Source organism: Mammaliicoccus sp. A-M4 (assembly GCF_022386955.1).
Classification (GTDB): domain Bacteria; phylum Bacillota; class Bacilli; order Staphylococcales; family Staphylococcaceae; genus Mammaliicoccus; species Mammaliicoccus lentus.
Genome location: NZ_JAJNHH010000001.1, coordinates 360,752 through 376,353 on the forward strand (window position 1 = coordinate 360,752; position 15,602 = coordinate 376,353).

The 15,602-nt window shown below is 29.3% G+C and carries 16 protein-coding genes and 2 tRNA genes; 6 read left to right on the top strand and 12 right to left on the bottom strand.

Annotated features, from left to right (window positions below; translation table 11 throughout):
* Window positions 1-2: 2 nt before the first annotated feature.
* Entirely contained in the window at window positions 3-1,355 is a 1,353-nt protein-coding gene (locus LQ682_RS01935; protein ID WP_135021753.1) for an isochorismate synthase, read from the bottom strand.
* Window positions 1,356-1,542: 187 nt separating this feature from the next.
* Between LQ682_RS01935 and LQ682_RS01940 the strand changes: the two genes are divergently transcribed.
* A complete protein-coding gene (locus LQ682_RS01940) occupies window positions 1,543-2,481 on the top strand; it encodes a 1,4-dihydroxy-2-naphthoate polyprenyltransferase (protein ID WP_064204879.1) in 939 nt (312 codons plus the stop codon).
* A 37-nt stretch (window positions 2,482-2,518) separates the two neighbouring features.
* On the opposite strand, the gene LQ682_RS01945 is transcribed toward LQ682_RS01940, so the two are convergent.
* The 7 genes from LQ682_RS01945 to LQ682_RS01975 form a co-directional block, all read right to left on the bottom strand.
* Entirely contained in the window at window positions 2,519-3,244 is a 726-nt protein-coding gene (locus LQ682_RS01945; protein ID WP_239723789.1) for an alpha/beta hydrolase, read from the bottom strand.
* A gap of 43 nt (window positions 3,245-3,287) precedes the next feature.
* The gene (locus LQ682_RS01950; RefSeq protein WP_135031746.1) at window positions 3,288-3,755 is read right to left on the bottom strand and encodes a GNAT family N-acetyltransferase; all 468 of its coding nucleotides are present in this window, start codon (window positions 3,753-3,755) and stop codon (window positions 3,288-3,290) included.
* A gap of 129 nt (window positions 3,756-3,884) precedes the next feature.
* Window positions 3,885-4,142, bottom strand: coding sequence for a hypothetical protein (locus LQ682_RS01955; RefSeq protein ID WP_017000701.1), 258 nt, complete (start codon window positions 4,140-4,142; stop codon window positions 3,885-3,887).
* A 422-nt stretch (window positions 4,143-4,564) separates the two neighbouring features.
* Window positions 4,565-4,652, bottom strand: a tRNA-Ser gene (locus tag LQ682_RS01960).
* A gap of 1 nt (window position 4,653) precedes the next feature.
* Window positions 4,654-4,728: transfer RNA gene (locus LQ682_RS01965), tRNA-Asn, on the bottom strand.
* 130 nt (window positions 4,729-4,858) lie between these two features.
* On the bottom strand, window positions 4,859-5,422 hold the full coding sequence (locus LQ682_RS01970; protein WP_017000702.1) for a competence protein ComK: 564 nt from the start codon (window positions 5,420-5,422) through the stop codon (window positions 4,859-4,861).
* A 146-nt stretch (window positions 5,423-5,568) separates the two neighbouring features.
* Window positions 5,569-5,943: a VOC family protein gene (locus LQ682_RS01975; protein ID WP_239723790.1), complete on the bottom strand. Its 375-nt coding sequence runs from the start codon at window positions 5,941-5,943 to the stop codon at window positions 5,569-5,571.
* Between the two features lie 254 nt (window positions 5,944-6,197).
* On the opposite strand from LQ682_RS01975, the gene LQ682_RS01980 reads away from it, so the two are divergent.
* Window positions 6,198-6,413 carry an IDEAL domain-containing protein gene (locus LQ682_RS01980; RefSeq protein WP_017000704.1) on the top strand — a complete coding sequence of 72 codons (216 nt, stop codon included), beginning with the start codon at window positions 6,198-6,200 and terminating at the stop codon, window positions 6,411-6,413.
* A 69-nt stretch (window positions 6,414-6,482) separates the two neighbouring features.
* On the opposite strand, the gene lplA is transcribed toward LQ682_RS01980, so the two are convergent.
* Window positions 6,483-7,478 (bottom strand): lipoate--protein ligase, encoded by a 996-nt coding sequence (lplA, locus tag LQ682_RS01985; RefSeq protein WP_064211116.1) that lies wholly within the window; start codon window positions 7,476-7,478, stop codon window positions 6,483-6,485.
* Window positions 7,479-7,649: 171 nt separating this feature from the next.
* On the opposite strand from lplA, the gene LQ682_RS01990 reads away from it, so the two are divergent.
* Together LQ682_RS01990 and LQ682_RS01995 are read left to right on the top strand one after the other, a co-directional pair.
* Window positions 7,650-7,835, top strand: a complete 186-nt coding sequence (locus LQ682_RS01990) for a YkvS family protein (RefSeq protein WP_017000707.1) — start codon at window positions 7,650-7,652, stop codon at window positions 7,833-7,835.
* Between the two features lie 2 nt (window positions 7,836-7,837).
* On the top strand, window positions 7,838-8,443 hold the full coding sequence (locus LQ682_RS01995) for a CPBP family glutamic-type intramembrane protease (protein ID WP_064204873.1): 606 nt from the start codon (window positions 7,838-7,840) through the stop codon (window positions 8,441-8,443).
* Between the two features lie 78 nt (window positions 8,444-8,521).
* Here LQ682_RS01995 and LQ682_RS02000 read toward each other — a convergent pair whose 3' ends face one another.
* Window positions 8,522-10,036: a bifunctional metallophosphatase/5'-nucleotidase gene (locus tag LQ682_RS02000; RefSeq protein WP_239723791.1), complete on the bottom strand. Its 1,515-nt coding sequence runs from the start codon at window positions 10,034-10,036 to the stop codon at window positions 8,522-8,524.
* Window positions 10,037-10,136: 100 nt separating this feature from the next.
* Between LQ682_RS02000 and LQ682_RS02005 the strand changes: the two genes are divergently transcribed.
* Window positions 10,137-11,609 (top strand): ATP-binding protein, encoded by a 1,473-nt coding sequence (locus LQ682_RS02005; RefSeq protein ID WP_239723792.1) that lies wholly within the window; start codon window positions 10,137-10,139, stop codon window positions 11,607-11,609.
* Window positions 11,610-11,700: 91 nt separating this feature from the next.
* Here the strand turns inward: LQ682_RS02005 and LQ682_RS02010 are convergent, their stop codons facing one another.
* Together LQ682_RS02010 and LQ682_RS02015 are read right to left on the bottom strand one after the other, a co-directional pair.
* Window positions 11,701-13,053: a TrkH family potassium uptake protein gene (locus LQ682_RS02010; protein WP_239723793.1), complete on the bottom strand. Its 1,353-nt coding sequence runs from the start codon at window positions 13,051-13,053 to the stop codon at window positions 11,701-11,703.
* A 16-nt stretch (window positions 13,054-13,069) separates the two neighbouring features.
* On the bottom strand, window positions 13,070-14,767 hold the full coding sequence (locus tag LQ682_RS02015; RefSeq protein ID WP_064204870.1) for a S1C family serine protease: 1,698 nt from the start codon (window positions 14,765-14,767) through the stop codon (window positions 13,070-13,072).
* A 462-nt stretch (window positions 14,768-15,229) separates the two neighbouring features.
* Between LQ682_RS02015 and LQ682_RS02020 the strand changes: the two genes are divergently transcribed.
* Window positions 15,230-15,602 (top strand): transposase (locus LQ682_RS02020; RefSeq protein ID WP_239723794.1); only part of this gene is annotated, 373 nt, incomplete at its 3' end.

Below are 15,602 nucleotides of genomic sequence, written 5' to 3' on the forward strand. Positions count from 1 at the left end.
ATCTACATCACTCCTAGTGCTTTTAACATCGGTTTAAATTTTAAATCTGTTTCTTCAAATTCTGATTCTGCATTTGAATCCTTAACAATTCCACAGCCAGAATACAATGTTGCTGAATTTTCATTTACTAACATTGAGCGAATAGATACAATAAATTCACCATTATCTTCTAAATCAATATAGCCTAAAGGTGCACCATATAGACCTCGTGTTCCAAATTCTTCATTCTCAATAAATCTCATTGCTTCTGCTTTCGGGAAACCTCCTAAAGCTGGAGTTGGATGTAATTGATTAACGATTTCTAATACATTTTCTGATAATAAATCAGCTTGTATTTTCGTATATAAATGATATAAATGTTTATTAGTTAATATTGTAGGCTTTTTATCGTATTCTAAGTGCTTTGTAAATGATTGAATATCGTGAATAATACTATCTACGACATATCTATGTTCAAATTGGTTTTTAGAATCATTTAATAATTCGTCTTTCAAAGATTCGTTTATTGTTTCATCATCTGTTCTACTTATAGTACCCGCAATTGCGTTTGTATATAATATACCATTACTGATTTGGCATAATTGTTCTGGTGTTTGTGAAATAAATTGAGATTTACCAGACTCAAATAATAATAAATAACTTGATTCATTTATATTCAATGAGCGCTGTAAAGCATCTTCAATATTTACTTCATTTTCAAAAACAATTTGTCTTCTTCTAGATAATACTACTTTCTGTAATGCCACTGAATCTTTCATAAATTGAACTACTTTATCTACTAAAGCTTTCCACTCTTCACTTTGAATATCTTTATTAGAAATCATAGTTGGCGTTTCAATAATATCTGTTCGCTTTGATTCATCTAATTTTGATAAAATATCGTTAATCTCTTCGATGTTAAACTTTTGGCTTTGTTCTGTATAAGTTAAATAACAACGTTCATCTTCAATTGTTATTAAATATTTTGGTAAGACAAAATGACTCATACCGTAGTCTTTCCATTCATTCGTCAAAGCATGTTCAGAAAATTGGAATCCTCCGAAAAATTTCAAATGATGCTTTTTATCATGATAAACTTTTGCTTCTAATTGTTCTTTAATACTTTGCCAATACTCATAAATTTTATCGTGTTCTAGGTGTGAATATCTAGCTTCTAATACATAGCCAATACCACACATTTCTAATCTATGATCTTTCGATTTATAATAAAATCTTTGTCCTAAATAATGATTTGCTTTCCTCAATAAATTAATTAAATCCGGTTGATATTGAAGCTCAATTTCAACTGAAATATAATTTTTATTCCCTTTGATTTCAGAAATCATATTTTGCTTCAAATCCGTCCTCAAGGCCATCACTCTTCCACTTCTTTCCGAAATATATCTATTTATTTATTTTATCATTTTTTCTATCAACATGCGTAATTATTGTACTTTTTAAAATGAATATATGTGAAAATATTACACAATTACAGTGATTGACCTATTGTTTGTGAAAGCATATACTAATAATGTCAAAAATATTAATATAAGAGGTAAATAAATGTCACAAAATTTATCACAGCATTCAGGTATTAAAAAATATTATCATTTGATGAGACCACATACTTTAACTGCTTCATTTGTGCCAGTGCTATTAGGTACAGCCGCTTCTAAAATATTCTTAACAGGCTCAGAATCTTCTATAAAAATTTCAGTTGTTCTAGCAATGTTATTAGCAAGCATATTAATACAAGCAGCTACAAATATGTTCAATGAATATTTTGATCACAAACGTGGTTTAGATGACCACACATCTGTTGGTATCGGTGGAGCTATTGTAAGAAATGGTATGTCGCCAAATTCAGTATACACTCTCGCAATTATATTTTATATAATCGCTTTATTACTTGGCGTGTATATTTGTATGCAAAGTACTTGGTTGTTAATCCCAATAGGACTTATTTGTATGGCGATTGGTTACTTCTACACTGGTGGACCATTCCCAATTTCTTGGACACCATTTGGAGAGATATTTGCAGGTTTCTTTATGGGATTCGTCATTATAATGATTTCATTTTATATTCAAACAGGAACAATAAATTACTATCCAGCGTTGTTAAGTATTCCAGTATCTATAACAATTGGACTTATCAACTTAGCTAATAATATTAGAGACCGTGAAAAAGATAAACAAAGCGGACGTAAAACATACGCAATTTTAGTAGGTAAAAAATTATCTATCCTAACAATGGCGATACTTTATATCTTTGCTTATGGCTTTGTTATATACTTAGCACTATTCAAACCTTATGGCTCTATCATTTGGTTAATCGCACTTATTTCAGCACCATTTCCTATAAAAGCAATTCGTCGTTTTAATAAAAATAATACACCACAATCCATGATGCCTGCTATGGCAGCTACAGGAAAAGCCAATACAATTTTCGGCTTGTTACTAGCACTTGGAGTTTATATCAGTGGTCTATTAGGTGGACTTTGAAATAAAAAGACCGAGACATTTATATGTCTCGGTCTTTTTATTTCAAAAATGCTATAATATTTTCTTCTATTTCATCCTTATCCTCACTGCGCGTCATAAGATGTGATGAATTCGGATATGCTGTTAAAGTTTTTTCATTGCTACTCACATGTTCATATATGTATTTTGCACTTTCTTTATAAGATTGTTGATCTCGCTCACCATACTTAATGCTAATTGGATTTTGTATTTTATTTAAATTAGTCATGATATCTTCTATATAATCACAAAATTTAGTTGCACCTTCATCGTAAGTATCTATCAAAGCTATTTGTCTTTTGCTTTCATTCTCGTCTAAATTTTGTATGTAATTCATCCGTTCACCATAGCTTTTTATTCTTCTCTTAATATTATTATTATCTTTTTTGTTAGGTGCTGACATAATAACACTTTTATTTATATCCTTTTCTTCTGAGAGTTTCAATGAAAATAAACCACCTAAAGATACGCCTAAAACGTTAATTTCTTCATAACCTTCGTCTATTAAGAACTGATAGCTTCTTAAGACTTGATTCCACCAATCATCAATTTGGTAATCTAAAAACGCTTCGATACTAAGCCCATGCCCTTTATAAGCCGGTACATAGCACGTAAATCCTTGTTTGTTTAGATTATAAGCCAAATCTTTAACGTCTCTTGTAGTGCCTGTAAATGAGTGTAGCAACAGCACTGCCCTATCTTCACCTTTTAAATACATATGACGCGATTCTTTCAAATTTAACAAAAATTATCACTCCGTAACTATTATCTTTACAAAGTCCATTATATTACAATTTCTTTTCCATATAATAATTTGTTGTTTTGAAACCTACTTTTTCATACACTGATAAAGCTCTTTTATTATGTCCAAACACATGTAGGTTAATAGTATCCACACCCATTTCTTTACAGTATTCATTAAGTTCTTCCATTGTTTGAGTACCTATACCTTGTCCTCTAAATTCTTCAAATAATTCAATATCATAAACAAATGCTCTTAATGCATGGTTCTTTTCAAATACCCTAATCCATAACGTACCCACTTTGTATTCATCTTTATAAACAGTAAATATTTTATGTTCTTTCGTATTCAAATCATCAGGCAACAATTCGTCAAAATACTTCCTTGATCTAGCGATAGCATTTTCTTTTTCATAAGCACCGCTTTTAACCTGTTCATTCGCAAAACTCATTAAAGAATGTTCTTTAAAGTCAGCAAAATCAGCTTGATTCATGAATACTAATTTAACAGTCATGTGTATACCCCCTAAATGTAAATTTATTATACATTATACACTTTTATATTTTGGAAATATATTTCTTAATAAAAAAGAGGAAATCTTTTAAAGATTTCCTCTACTTATGAATCAATATTTTTACTAACACTATTTTAATTGATTATTAGTTTTTTTATTGCTTTTTATAACTCTAACTAACAATGAAGCAGTTGGGAATAACATTAATACTAGACAAATATAATATAAATTAACAAGCGCATTTTCCCAAGTTAATGGACCTAATAGCGCGAATATAAATATAAAAGCTAATATTAAAATATTAATCCCTATACAAATAAATAAATCTGTTAATTGCGATTGACCTTTATAATCGAATGTTCTTCTCCAGTATTCAAAATACTTCATCTTGTTCTCCTTTTTCTTGTATATTATCTAAAATATATAACTTATAAAATTCATTAATTCCCACTTTCAATATACGATTATTCAAGATGAAAGTTAATGATTTTACATTTATTGTGAGGAACTTCTCACTTTTTTATATTATATTAATTTTACATTTTTTTCAATACTTATTTTTTATATTTTTCATTCAGTATTTATACAAATTAATATAGAATTTAATGCATGAATTCTTTTATGAATTAATTTAGATATCATTTATTTATTATATATCTTGAAATCTTGATTTTAGTATTATCTATTAAATTGAAACTTATAGAGGCTAAAATATCTATCTCAATAATAAAATCATTTACAAAATAGATATAACACTTATTTTCACACAACAAAAAAGCCTGCAACCATAATGGTTACAGACTATATAACGGAGATGGAGGGATTCGAACCCTCGCGCCGCAGAACGACCTACACCCTTAGCAGGGGCGCCTCTTCAGCCAACTTGAGTACATCTCCATGGCTCCACAGGTAGGATTCGAACCTACGACCGATCGGTTAACAGCCGATAGCTCTACCACTGAGCTACTGTGGATTAATATGATTTTATCAAGCACAAATACTATTATATCAAGCATGGTCATAATTTCAAGAGTAAACTTAAAATAAATAACGGAATATTTACACTTCTAGTGTCACATATCCCATTATTTATTATTATCCATTTATTTTTTGTAATTATTTTTATTTAAATAAAAATCAATAACATCTAGCACATTATATCCCTCCTGATTTAACCCTAAATTCACAGAATTAAGTTCTCTAATGAATAAATTTTTACGATGATTTCTATAATGTAAACATGTGCAATTCAAATATTGATGATTTATAACATGTTTAGATATATTAAATATAATGGAAGGTGCTTTTTCTAATATAATTTTTGTTTTATTACCTTTTAATGGGATGAATTCTTTAACATAAAGAAGATTTAACCAAGTATTTTCTGGAGTTCTTTCGGAGTTTGTACAAAAGAAATAAGTAGAAATGATAGGTGAAACTAATATTGGAGGTTTACTTGTGATATTCGTAAGTCTTTTTGTAAATTGCTTTCTTTCATTGAAATGTTCGCCATAAAAACGGCATGACTGATTCATTATTTCTTGTGGCTTTGATTTTACCATAAACGGATCTTTTCCTGCTTCACATATTTCAGAATGAACAATATGATCATCTATTTTTATACCATGTATATAAACAGTATTTTGTTTAATAATATATTTTTCCATAGACGACCTCCTTTACAATTATTTGTATTACTATACTACTTTATTAAAAATTTTATACTATATTTAATTTCCCTCCTCCCCTAGTAATTTTTCTTTTTATTTAATTTAAATATATACAAATATTAAATTACGGTCAATACTTTTTATTAAAATTCTATATTTTTTTCTATGAACTCTAATCTATTATTAAAGGGATCTCTAATAAAAATCCTTTTTGCCCCTGGAAATCTATCATCAGATTGATATTTAATATTCACTTCGTCACAATAAATTTTAAATGCTTCTAAATTCTCAATATTAATAGCTGGATGAGCTTTCTTTAAAGCATTAAATTCCTCTTCAATACCGATGTGTAAATCTATATCATTAATATTCAACCAAACACCGCCGTTACCTTGTAAAGATTTCGGTTTTTCTATTTCATTAAATCCTAATTTATTTGCATAAAATTCTCTTGCTGTATCTTCAGATCCTTTAGGTGCTGATAATTGTATATGGTCCCACTTTTTAAATTTAAACATTTAATTTCTCTCCTTTAATAAAAAATTACATATCTTTACATTATTAATATTTTGTTTTATTATTTTCACATGGTAAAATAAGGTTGAGCATAAAAGTTTGAATATTACAAACACTTAATTATAATATAAATATAGAGGTCTATAGTTAGCTTTTCAATCAAATAGCGAAAGTTTTTAAAATTTCTGAATATTCATTGCATTTAGAAAATAAATACGCTATAATTTTAACAAATAAAGTCAAGGGGTTGTTGAAAATGAAACAATATTCACAAGTTAAACACCAAAGTCTAGAAACGTTTGTTAATAACTTAAATGATTTATCAGTTGAACTTGTTATTGACTCTGCACTTCGTGAAAATCGAAAGCGTGAATTAGCTATTTTAATTGATGAAGCACTTGTAAATCGAAATAATGAATTGTTCGATCAATACAGTGAAGAATTAATTCAATTGGAGGATTTACAATCGTGAATTGTCATTTAAATACTAGAACATAAAAGGAGACTACTTTTGACCCAAATCAAAAATAGTCTCCTTTCTTTATAACATTAAATCAATAATATCTTCTTTTTTGATATCACCAAAATAATAAAATGCATCTACATCTTTTAAAGCTTCAGTAATAGATGATTTTTGATGTTGTACTCCTATTAAAGCATCTTCAATATCTTTAACATCCCCTACACCAAAGAAATCACCGAAAATAGCTGCATGTTCAATATTACCTTTCTTAACATCCAATTTAATTTGAATAAGTCCTCTATCAAATTTGTGACTTCTTTCAAAGTTATATTTAGGATTTTTACCGTAATTCCATTCCCACTTTTGGTATTTATTTTGACTAAGTTCGTTAATCTTATCCCAATCTTCTTGAGTTAAGTGATACTCCTCTACTTCTTCACTACCTTGTTGTTTAAATATTGAAGTTAGAATACGCTGTTTAAATGTTTCAATATCCATAGGCTCTTCAAGAAATTCTTGAATGTTTGCAACTCTTGATCGAATTGATTTAATACCTTTTGATTTAATTTTTGCTTCACTAACACGTAATGCATTTACAACTTCTTCTATTTCACTATCCAACATTAAAGTGCCGTGAGAGAACATTCTATCTCTTTGTTTAACCATTGCATTTCCTGAAATCTTTCTTTCTCCTACTTGGATATCATTTCGACCAGATAGTTCAGCTTTAACGCCCATTTCATTTAAAGCATCTACTATTGGTTGTGTGAATTTAGCAAAATTGTGAAAGCTATCTTCATCGTCTTTCGTTACAAAACTGAAATTTAGATTACCTAAATCATGATAGACTGCTCCACCGCCAGAAATCCTTCTTACAACTTTGATATTATGTTCTTCAACGTAAGATTGATTAACTTCTTCAATTGTATTTTGATTTTTACCAACAATTATAGATGGTTGGTTAATATAGAATAAGAAATAGCTATCGTCTTTAGGCAAAGAAGTGAGTACATATTCTTCCATAGCCAAGTTAATCATTGGATCGGTAATACCATTGTTACTTATAAATTTCATTCATATTTCCTCCTTATTTTTCCCCAATCAGCCTCAATATTATATTACCATATGTTGAATTAATCATATGTATGAAATGTTTGTGATAATATAGAGGTATATTCACATTTTACTTTTATATGTATAGGTAATTTAGTATAATGTTTCTTAGTATTATTTAGGAGGATTAAAATGACAATTGCAGAAGTAGGAAATATCATAGAATTTCAAGATGGCTTAAAAGGACGCGTTGAAAAAATTAATGAAAACTCAGTTATCGTAGATTTAACAATTATGGATAACTTCGAAAGTTTGGAATTACCAGAAAAAACAGTAGTAAACCATAAGCGTTATACTATAATTTCTAATGAGGGATAATAGTGAAAAAACAAATTAATGCTCAATTAATATGGTTTATTTCAAGCTTCGTCCTCTTTCATATTTTATTATTTATTATGAAAGGTGAAAAAGAAGTGTTCTGGTATTTATATACTGGTATTATGCTAATTGCTGGAATAAGCTATATATTTTACCAAAGAGAAATTAAATCTAAACGATTATTACAATCTATTGGGTACGGTTTAATAGGCGCAATATTTTTAGTCTTATTGCAGCTTTTATTATCACTCATTTATAGTGGTCTGTCTTATGAAGCACTATTTAAAGAATTAATGCGCGCTGGTGTTTTCTATAAATGGCAAATGCTTGTAACTATTGTAATCGCAATTCCTTGTCACGAACTATATATTAGAACAATATTACAAAATCAATTGCAACAAAAACTATCTCAACCTATTATTGCAATTGTAATCGCCGCATTAGCTTCAAGCTCATTATTTTTATACTTAGGTAATATTCCTATCTTTGTATTTATTTTATTAGCTCAATTAATATTGTCTACTTTATATTTTTACACGAAACGAATTATTACATCATATATAGCTCAAGTAGCAGCTATTATCATACTCGTAATTATATTTAGTTAAAATATTTTGAAACATACAAGTTTAAGTCAAAATTTAAAACAACAATCCATTGCCAAATTAATCAATGGATTGTTGTTTTTATTTTATGATTTCAAAATGATGGTCTAGTTCTATTCTACCTTTAGTTTCTGATAATTCTTCTATTATATATTCAATGACTGTCTTTTTAGACATAACATAATCATTTCCTGAAATAATATTTTTTACATTTCTATATAAATAATCTGTCATGACAACTATATATTTACTTTCTAAATCAACATCTTCCATAACTATGCGGTGACCAATTGGTTTATTTATATTAACTGTATAGTTAAACCCTTTCCAAACGGTCATCAATGTAGGTTCAAGAATCTCCTCGTTATAATAAACTTCACCATTTTGATTACTTAATGCTGTAGCCGTTCTCTCAAGAATACGTTTTATTTCTTTGCCTGATAAAGTGATTTTGATTGGCTTATCCGTGTGAATATAAGAATGATAGACATCTTTATTTTGAATTTCACCCCTTAAACCTTTACCTTCAGGATTACCTATTTGTGCACAAACAAAATCCACATTGTTAAATGCTCTCTGCATACTATTTTGAATGCATTGAATAAATACATGTGGCTCTATAAACAAATCTTTTATATCTTTATAATCTAATATAACTGGCATGTCTACTACAGGTAGTTCTGCCCAGTGTTGTACAGCTTTTTGATCAAAATAAGTAAGTTCTAATAAGTCTCTATCTTCAGGATAACTTGAAATTTCAACATGCTTAATAGAAGAGTCTATGATTTCTACAGAATTTGTTCTTTTCTTAAATTGTATAGACATATCAATGATATTAGTCGCATCTTTTCCTGGTTGGATAAAGTGAGTTTCAGCCACTTTCATATCAACTACATGCTCTTGATGCCCTGTTATAATAACGTTCACACCTTCAGTGCTTTTCATCATATTTTCGGCATTATGACTATAATAAGCTCTGTAATTACTTTTATCTGTATAAGTATTTAATCCACCATGATACAGCATAATTAAAAAGTCAGGGCTTTCTTTCTCATGTAAATACCTCACCCATCTCTTAGCTGATACCATTGATTCTCCAACAGTTACTTCGTTCTCTAATTCTACATTTTTATTCTCCATTAAACCGCTTGAAGTAAATCCTATAATTCCTATTTTAATTCCATCTACATATTTTATAGTGTAAGGTGTTGTAAAATAAGGTTCTTTTGTTTTGCTATGTTCTATATTAGCTGCTAACCAAGGGAAACGGCTTAAAGCAATTGAACGATTTAAAAAATCTAACCCGAAGTTAAACTCATCTGGGCTAACCCCACTCGCATCAAATTTCATATCATTCATAATCTTAATCATTGGATTACGTTTATATGGCGCAATCTGAGCATAATAAAATGCAAACATTGAACCAGATAACATACCACCATTATCAAGCAATAATACATGGTGATTTGTCTTACGCTTATGCTTAACATAAGTAGCCATTTTTAATATATTACCACTTATTCCTGTCCTACCTATTTGTCCATGTAAGTCAGAAGTAGCTAACAAATCAATTGTCACAGTTTCATTAGTATTCAATGTTTTTCCCCCTTTTACTTTTATTTTACCATTTTTAAAAAGAGTTATGTTTTTTTCTGCTAATTTGGTAGAATAACATCAACAGAGGTAGGAGACGTTTATGAAATCATTTAAAAAAATTATCATTCTAAATATAATCTTTGCTTTAACTGTTTCAGTATTAATTGGCTGGGTATTAAATAAAAATTATACCACTAGAATACATCAAAGATTAGATGCTACAAAAGAGATCATAGATTTAAAAATAGGAACTTTCATTACTCAAGCAGATAGTATTTCAGAGTCTTTAACGACTATATTATCTAATACAAATAATGAAGACTTTATAAATAAATTTTTAGAAGATAATCATACGAGATACACATGGATTGATCACATTTACATAATAGATAATCAAGATAATATTGTATATGACTCTAAAGGTAAGGGATATACAGATATAGAAGAATATCAGACTTATAAACATCGTTTTCCAGTTTCTAATAAAGACGAATTAAGAACTAAAAAGAAATCTCTTAAAAATTCAGATATACTACTATTAACAACTCAACTAAAAGTTAAAAATAAAAATTATACATCAGCTGTTGAAATTAATATGAACGCATTTCAAGATGAGATAAAACTTATTTCAAACCGATTTAATATTAATATTCAATCGATTAATGGAACAGAAATTTATCAAATTGGACCTGAATTTAAAAACTCTAAATCCATCAACTATGTATATAAAGACTTACCATTCTTGATAAATATTTCTGGACAATACTTTTTCATTTCAAGAATAGTAATTCCAAGTCTATTAATATTTTTAGTTATATTTTTATTATTAACAATCGTTGCATTAGTGTATAAAAGCCGCTTAGAAAGGATAGAACATGAGCGTTTAATAGAACAAGCAAATAATGAAAAACTTAGACTAATAGGGACATTAGCTGCAAATACTGCTCATGAAATTAAAAATCCCTTAACTAGTATCAATGGATTTATAGAATTAACGAGAATGAAATATGATAAAAATAAATTAGATACACATTTCAATATTATAACCGAAGAGCTAGAACGTATAAATGATATCGTTACACAGTTTTTATATTTGGGTAAACCAACAAACCTAGAGTATAAAAATATTAATATCGTACAAACAATCCAAGATGTGGAAGCATTCTTAGAGTATGAACTTGAACAGAATAATATCAACGTTATACTCAACTTACCTGATAAACCTGTTTATTCATATTTATCAGAAGACCAATTGAAACAAATATTGATAAACTTATTCCAAAACTCTAAAGACGCTTTACTACAAACAACAAATGCAAATATAACTATTAATTTGAACATAGATTCTAACAACAATATAACACTAGAATTTAAAGATAATGGTACGGGTATTACAAAAGAAACAATCCAAAACATATTTGAGCCATTTTTCACAACGAAATCTTCAGGAAGTGGCCTCGGCTTATATTTAAGTAAGAAATTAATAGAAGATTGGAACGGAAAAATATACGTTCATTCTGAAGAAGGAGAAGGAACAACATTTACTATTTCGTTACCAGTTTCTAAAAACTAAATATATAATAGAACTCTAATAGCATTAGCAGATCAAAAATAAAAAGGAACTTTTCGTTAAAATTTCTAAACGAAAAGTTCCTTTTTTAATACTAACCTATTTGGATACGTTCTTTAGGATAATGGAATTTATCTGGCGTCGATTTTCCACCTAACATTACAACGAAACATAATAATCCTACGCGACCGATAAACATGAGTATCATGATTACTATTTTCGATCCTAATTGCAATCCATCTGTAATACCCATGGACAAGCCACATGTACCAAATGCCGACATGGTTTCAAAGAAAATAGATAATAAATCATGTTTACCATCTTCGAACCTCACAATGGCAAGTACACCGACAAATGTGATAGCTAATGCTAATGAAATAACGGCAAATGATCTTTGTATATCTATCGGATGTACCTCCCGATTAAAAGCTTTAATTGTCGTTCGTCCATTACTAAAGTTAACTAAGTATAATACTAGTATAGTAAAAGTTGTTGTACGAATACCTCCACCAACAGAACTTGGAGATGAACCGATAAACATTAAACCCCCTAAGAAAAAGTTGGTGGCTTCTGAAAATTGAGTTAAATCTATGGTTGATAAACCGGCGCTTCGTGTTGAAGATGATTGAAACATCGCATAAAACAATGATTTATGCCAAGTAGCTCCTTTAAATGTATTTGAGAATTCAAATAGGTAAATGACTATCGTACCTAATACAAATAAAAATAAATATGTAGCACTCGCAATTTTCGTAAACAATGAAAATCTAAAGTTTGGTATAGTATTTTTCATATAAGTTTTAACTTCTATTAAAACAGGGAAACCTATTGCGCCTAGCATAATAAGCAACATTATAATCGTTTGAACAAAATAATCATTCGCATATGGTGCTAACGAGTTTCCAGTAATATCTAGTCCACCATTCGTCGTGGCAGAAACTGAAGCAAAGATACCTTGATGTATAGCTTCATTCACAGACCCAATATCTTTATAAAAATAAAAAGATAATAAAATAGCCCCAATAATTTCTATCATTAAAATCGTTCTTACAATATCTAATATTAATTTTACAACGCCATTCATTGCAGTTGAATTACTATCTAGCATAATAAGCTGTCTTTCTCTAAGTCCTATATGCTTACCTAATATAACCCAGAGCAATGTCCCTATAGCCATGACACCAATACCACCAATATTCAGTATGACTAATATAACTGCTTGTCCAAAAGTCGTAAATGTTTCTCCAATAACTACAGGAGTTAGTCCTGTAACACTGACTCCAGACACTGCTACAAATAAAGTATCTACAGGCTCAATATTTACACCTGGTTTTACAACATAAGGTAAATTCAATAATAAAAAGGCGACAATTATTGCGGCCAAATAATACAAAACAATACCTTGTTGCGGCGTCATTTTTTGAAAAAAGTATTTAATAATGGACACAAATTGTCACCTCTATTTATTTTAAAGTTAATGTCTTAGTTATTTCTTTACCCTCTCGGATAAGTTTAAGCTTAATTTCTTCACCTGACTTATGATTATTATACAATTCTTTACGGAATTCAAGGTTATTTTCTATTTTTTTGCCATCCATTTCTACAATAACATCATGGAATTTAACGTCCGCTTTTTGAGCATTGCCTTTTTCATCAATACCAGTTACAACCATACCAGAGTTATATTTACTAGGCAGTGTTATTTGCGATTGTTCGTCAGATTTTAAAGTTTTATAATTTTGAGCCATAATGCCCATTTCTGGTCGTTTGATTTTACCATCTTTTTCTAATTTCTTGATATATTCAGCAGACTCATTTGAAGGAATAGCAAAAGCCATACCCTCTACATTAGGCATATCAATTTTTAATGATACTACACCAATTAAATTACCTTGTGCATCTAATATAGGCCCGCCTGAATTACCAGGGTTTACAGCTGCGTCAGTTTGTATTGCTTTTATTTCCCAATCATATTCGTCATCCCCATTAAAATCAATAGGAACGGTTCTATCTAAACCAGAAACTACACCTGTAGAAATACTATTTTGGAATTCCGCCCCTAATGGGCTACCAATAACAATAGCTGATTCTCCAAGTATTAAGTTATCAGAGTCTTCAAATTTAATTGGTTTAAAATTAGCATCTTTATCTGTGGGAATTGTAACAACAGCAATATCAGACCATTGATCCGACCCTACTACAGTACCTTTATACCTTTTACCATTTTCACCACTAATAACTGGTGATTTATCATTAGATATAACGTGTGAATTTGTCACTATGTATGTTTTATTATTTTCTACTTTATAAATTACACCTGATCCTACACCGCTATTTTCTTCTTTCTCTTTTTGAGAGGATTCAGTTTTACTTGAGATATCTGAATCCTCATGAGAAACACCAACTACAGAGTTTTTAGACTTCTCAACAGCTTCCATTACATTTGTTATTGGTTTTTGGAAACCTTTTTGAGATTGCTTCTCTTCTATAGATTTACGACTTTCATTTGGTGGGTTAACATTTTGGAATATACTCCAAACTAATATGAATATAAGTATAATAGCTAATACAATAGCGATTATCGGCCAATGCTTTTCAATTTTCGATAAGATGATATTAAGTATATTTTTATCATTTTGAGATTTCTTTTCTACCTTTTCATCATGTTCGGCGCCGAGTTGTTTATTTATTTCGAATTCATTTTCTTGCTTATTATTCAGCTTATTTGATTGATTATGTACTTTCTTATATTTGATTTCTTCTGAATCATCTAGATTTTGGTTATCTTTTAGATTTTCAAATGAATCTTCAGTATTTTCTGTTGAGGAAACATCATCTTCAATAGATGAACCTTCTTTAGAAAATTTATCTTCATGACTGGATTCTAATCTTTCATCATCTAAATCTAACGTTGGATGATCCTTTGATTCTTCTTTCTGCTTTTTAATTTCTTCTTTTGTTAATTTTTCAATACGTGCCTTTTGCATATTTTCTTTAACACGTTGTTCGTTTTTCTTTTGTTGTTCTTTTTCATGAGCACGTCTTAATTCGTCTTCTTTACGTTCTTGTCTAATTCTTTCCTCACGTTCTGAATTATGAAAGAATTCACGTCTTTGTCTCTTATATTCATTTCTAGGAATGACATGTTTCTTTTGTGACATTTCTTGTCCTCCTCAACCAAAACACTTAATGTATCTATTATGCCATATAATGCAAAATTATTTAACCTAAATCCATTGCATTCAAGCAAATTTGCACATAAAAATTTATAATAAATTTACGAAAAATTAACATTACCTTAAACTTGTACTTTTGGCTATAGATAAAATTTTTATATAAGCTCTTCTTTGTTGATAAAAACAATTGGTTAGGACGTATTTCCTAACTCATATTATTCCCTCAAGCGTCAACACTTCACTAAATCGTAGATAATATTACGATAACGGGCTTATTTAAAAACACTAGCTCGTTAGAAAATGTAACGGGCTTGTCTCGAATTTCTTGCACGTTAGAGCAGTTTACCAGAATATGTCCATATAATTGTGTAATAAAAAAAGAGCCAAATATAGCTCACTTTAGTACAATGTAATCGACTAAGAAAATATTGTAGAGGTGACCTATATATGACTCAGTTAAATATTAACGTAGACTTTGAAGAATTGGCAAGTGCTATTTTAGAAAGTAATTTAAATACTGCTATGAAAAGTATAGCTGTAACTGTATTAAATGCTTATATGGAAATGGAAAGAGATCAGTTTGTGAACGCTGATTTCAAACAAAAGCATCCTGAAAGGATTGCACAACGAAATGGCTACTATGAACGTGATTTTATGATTCCAGTCGGAACACTTCATTTAAAAGTACCTAGAACGCGTGATGGCGAATTTACAACTGAAGTTTTTGATCAATATTCTCGCTCTGATCAATCACTGATTTTAGCGATGATAGAAGCTTATATTAATGGCGTTTCAACTAGAAACATCACGAAAATTGTAG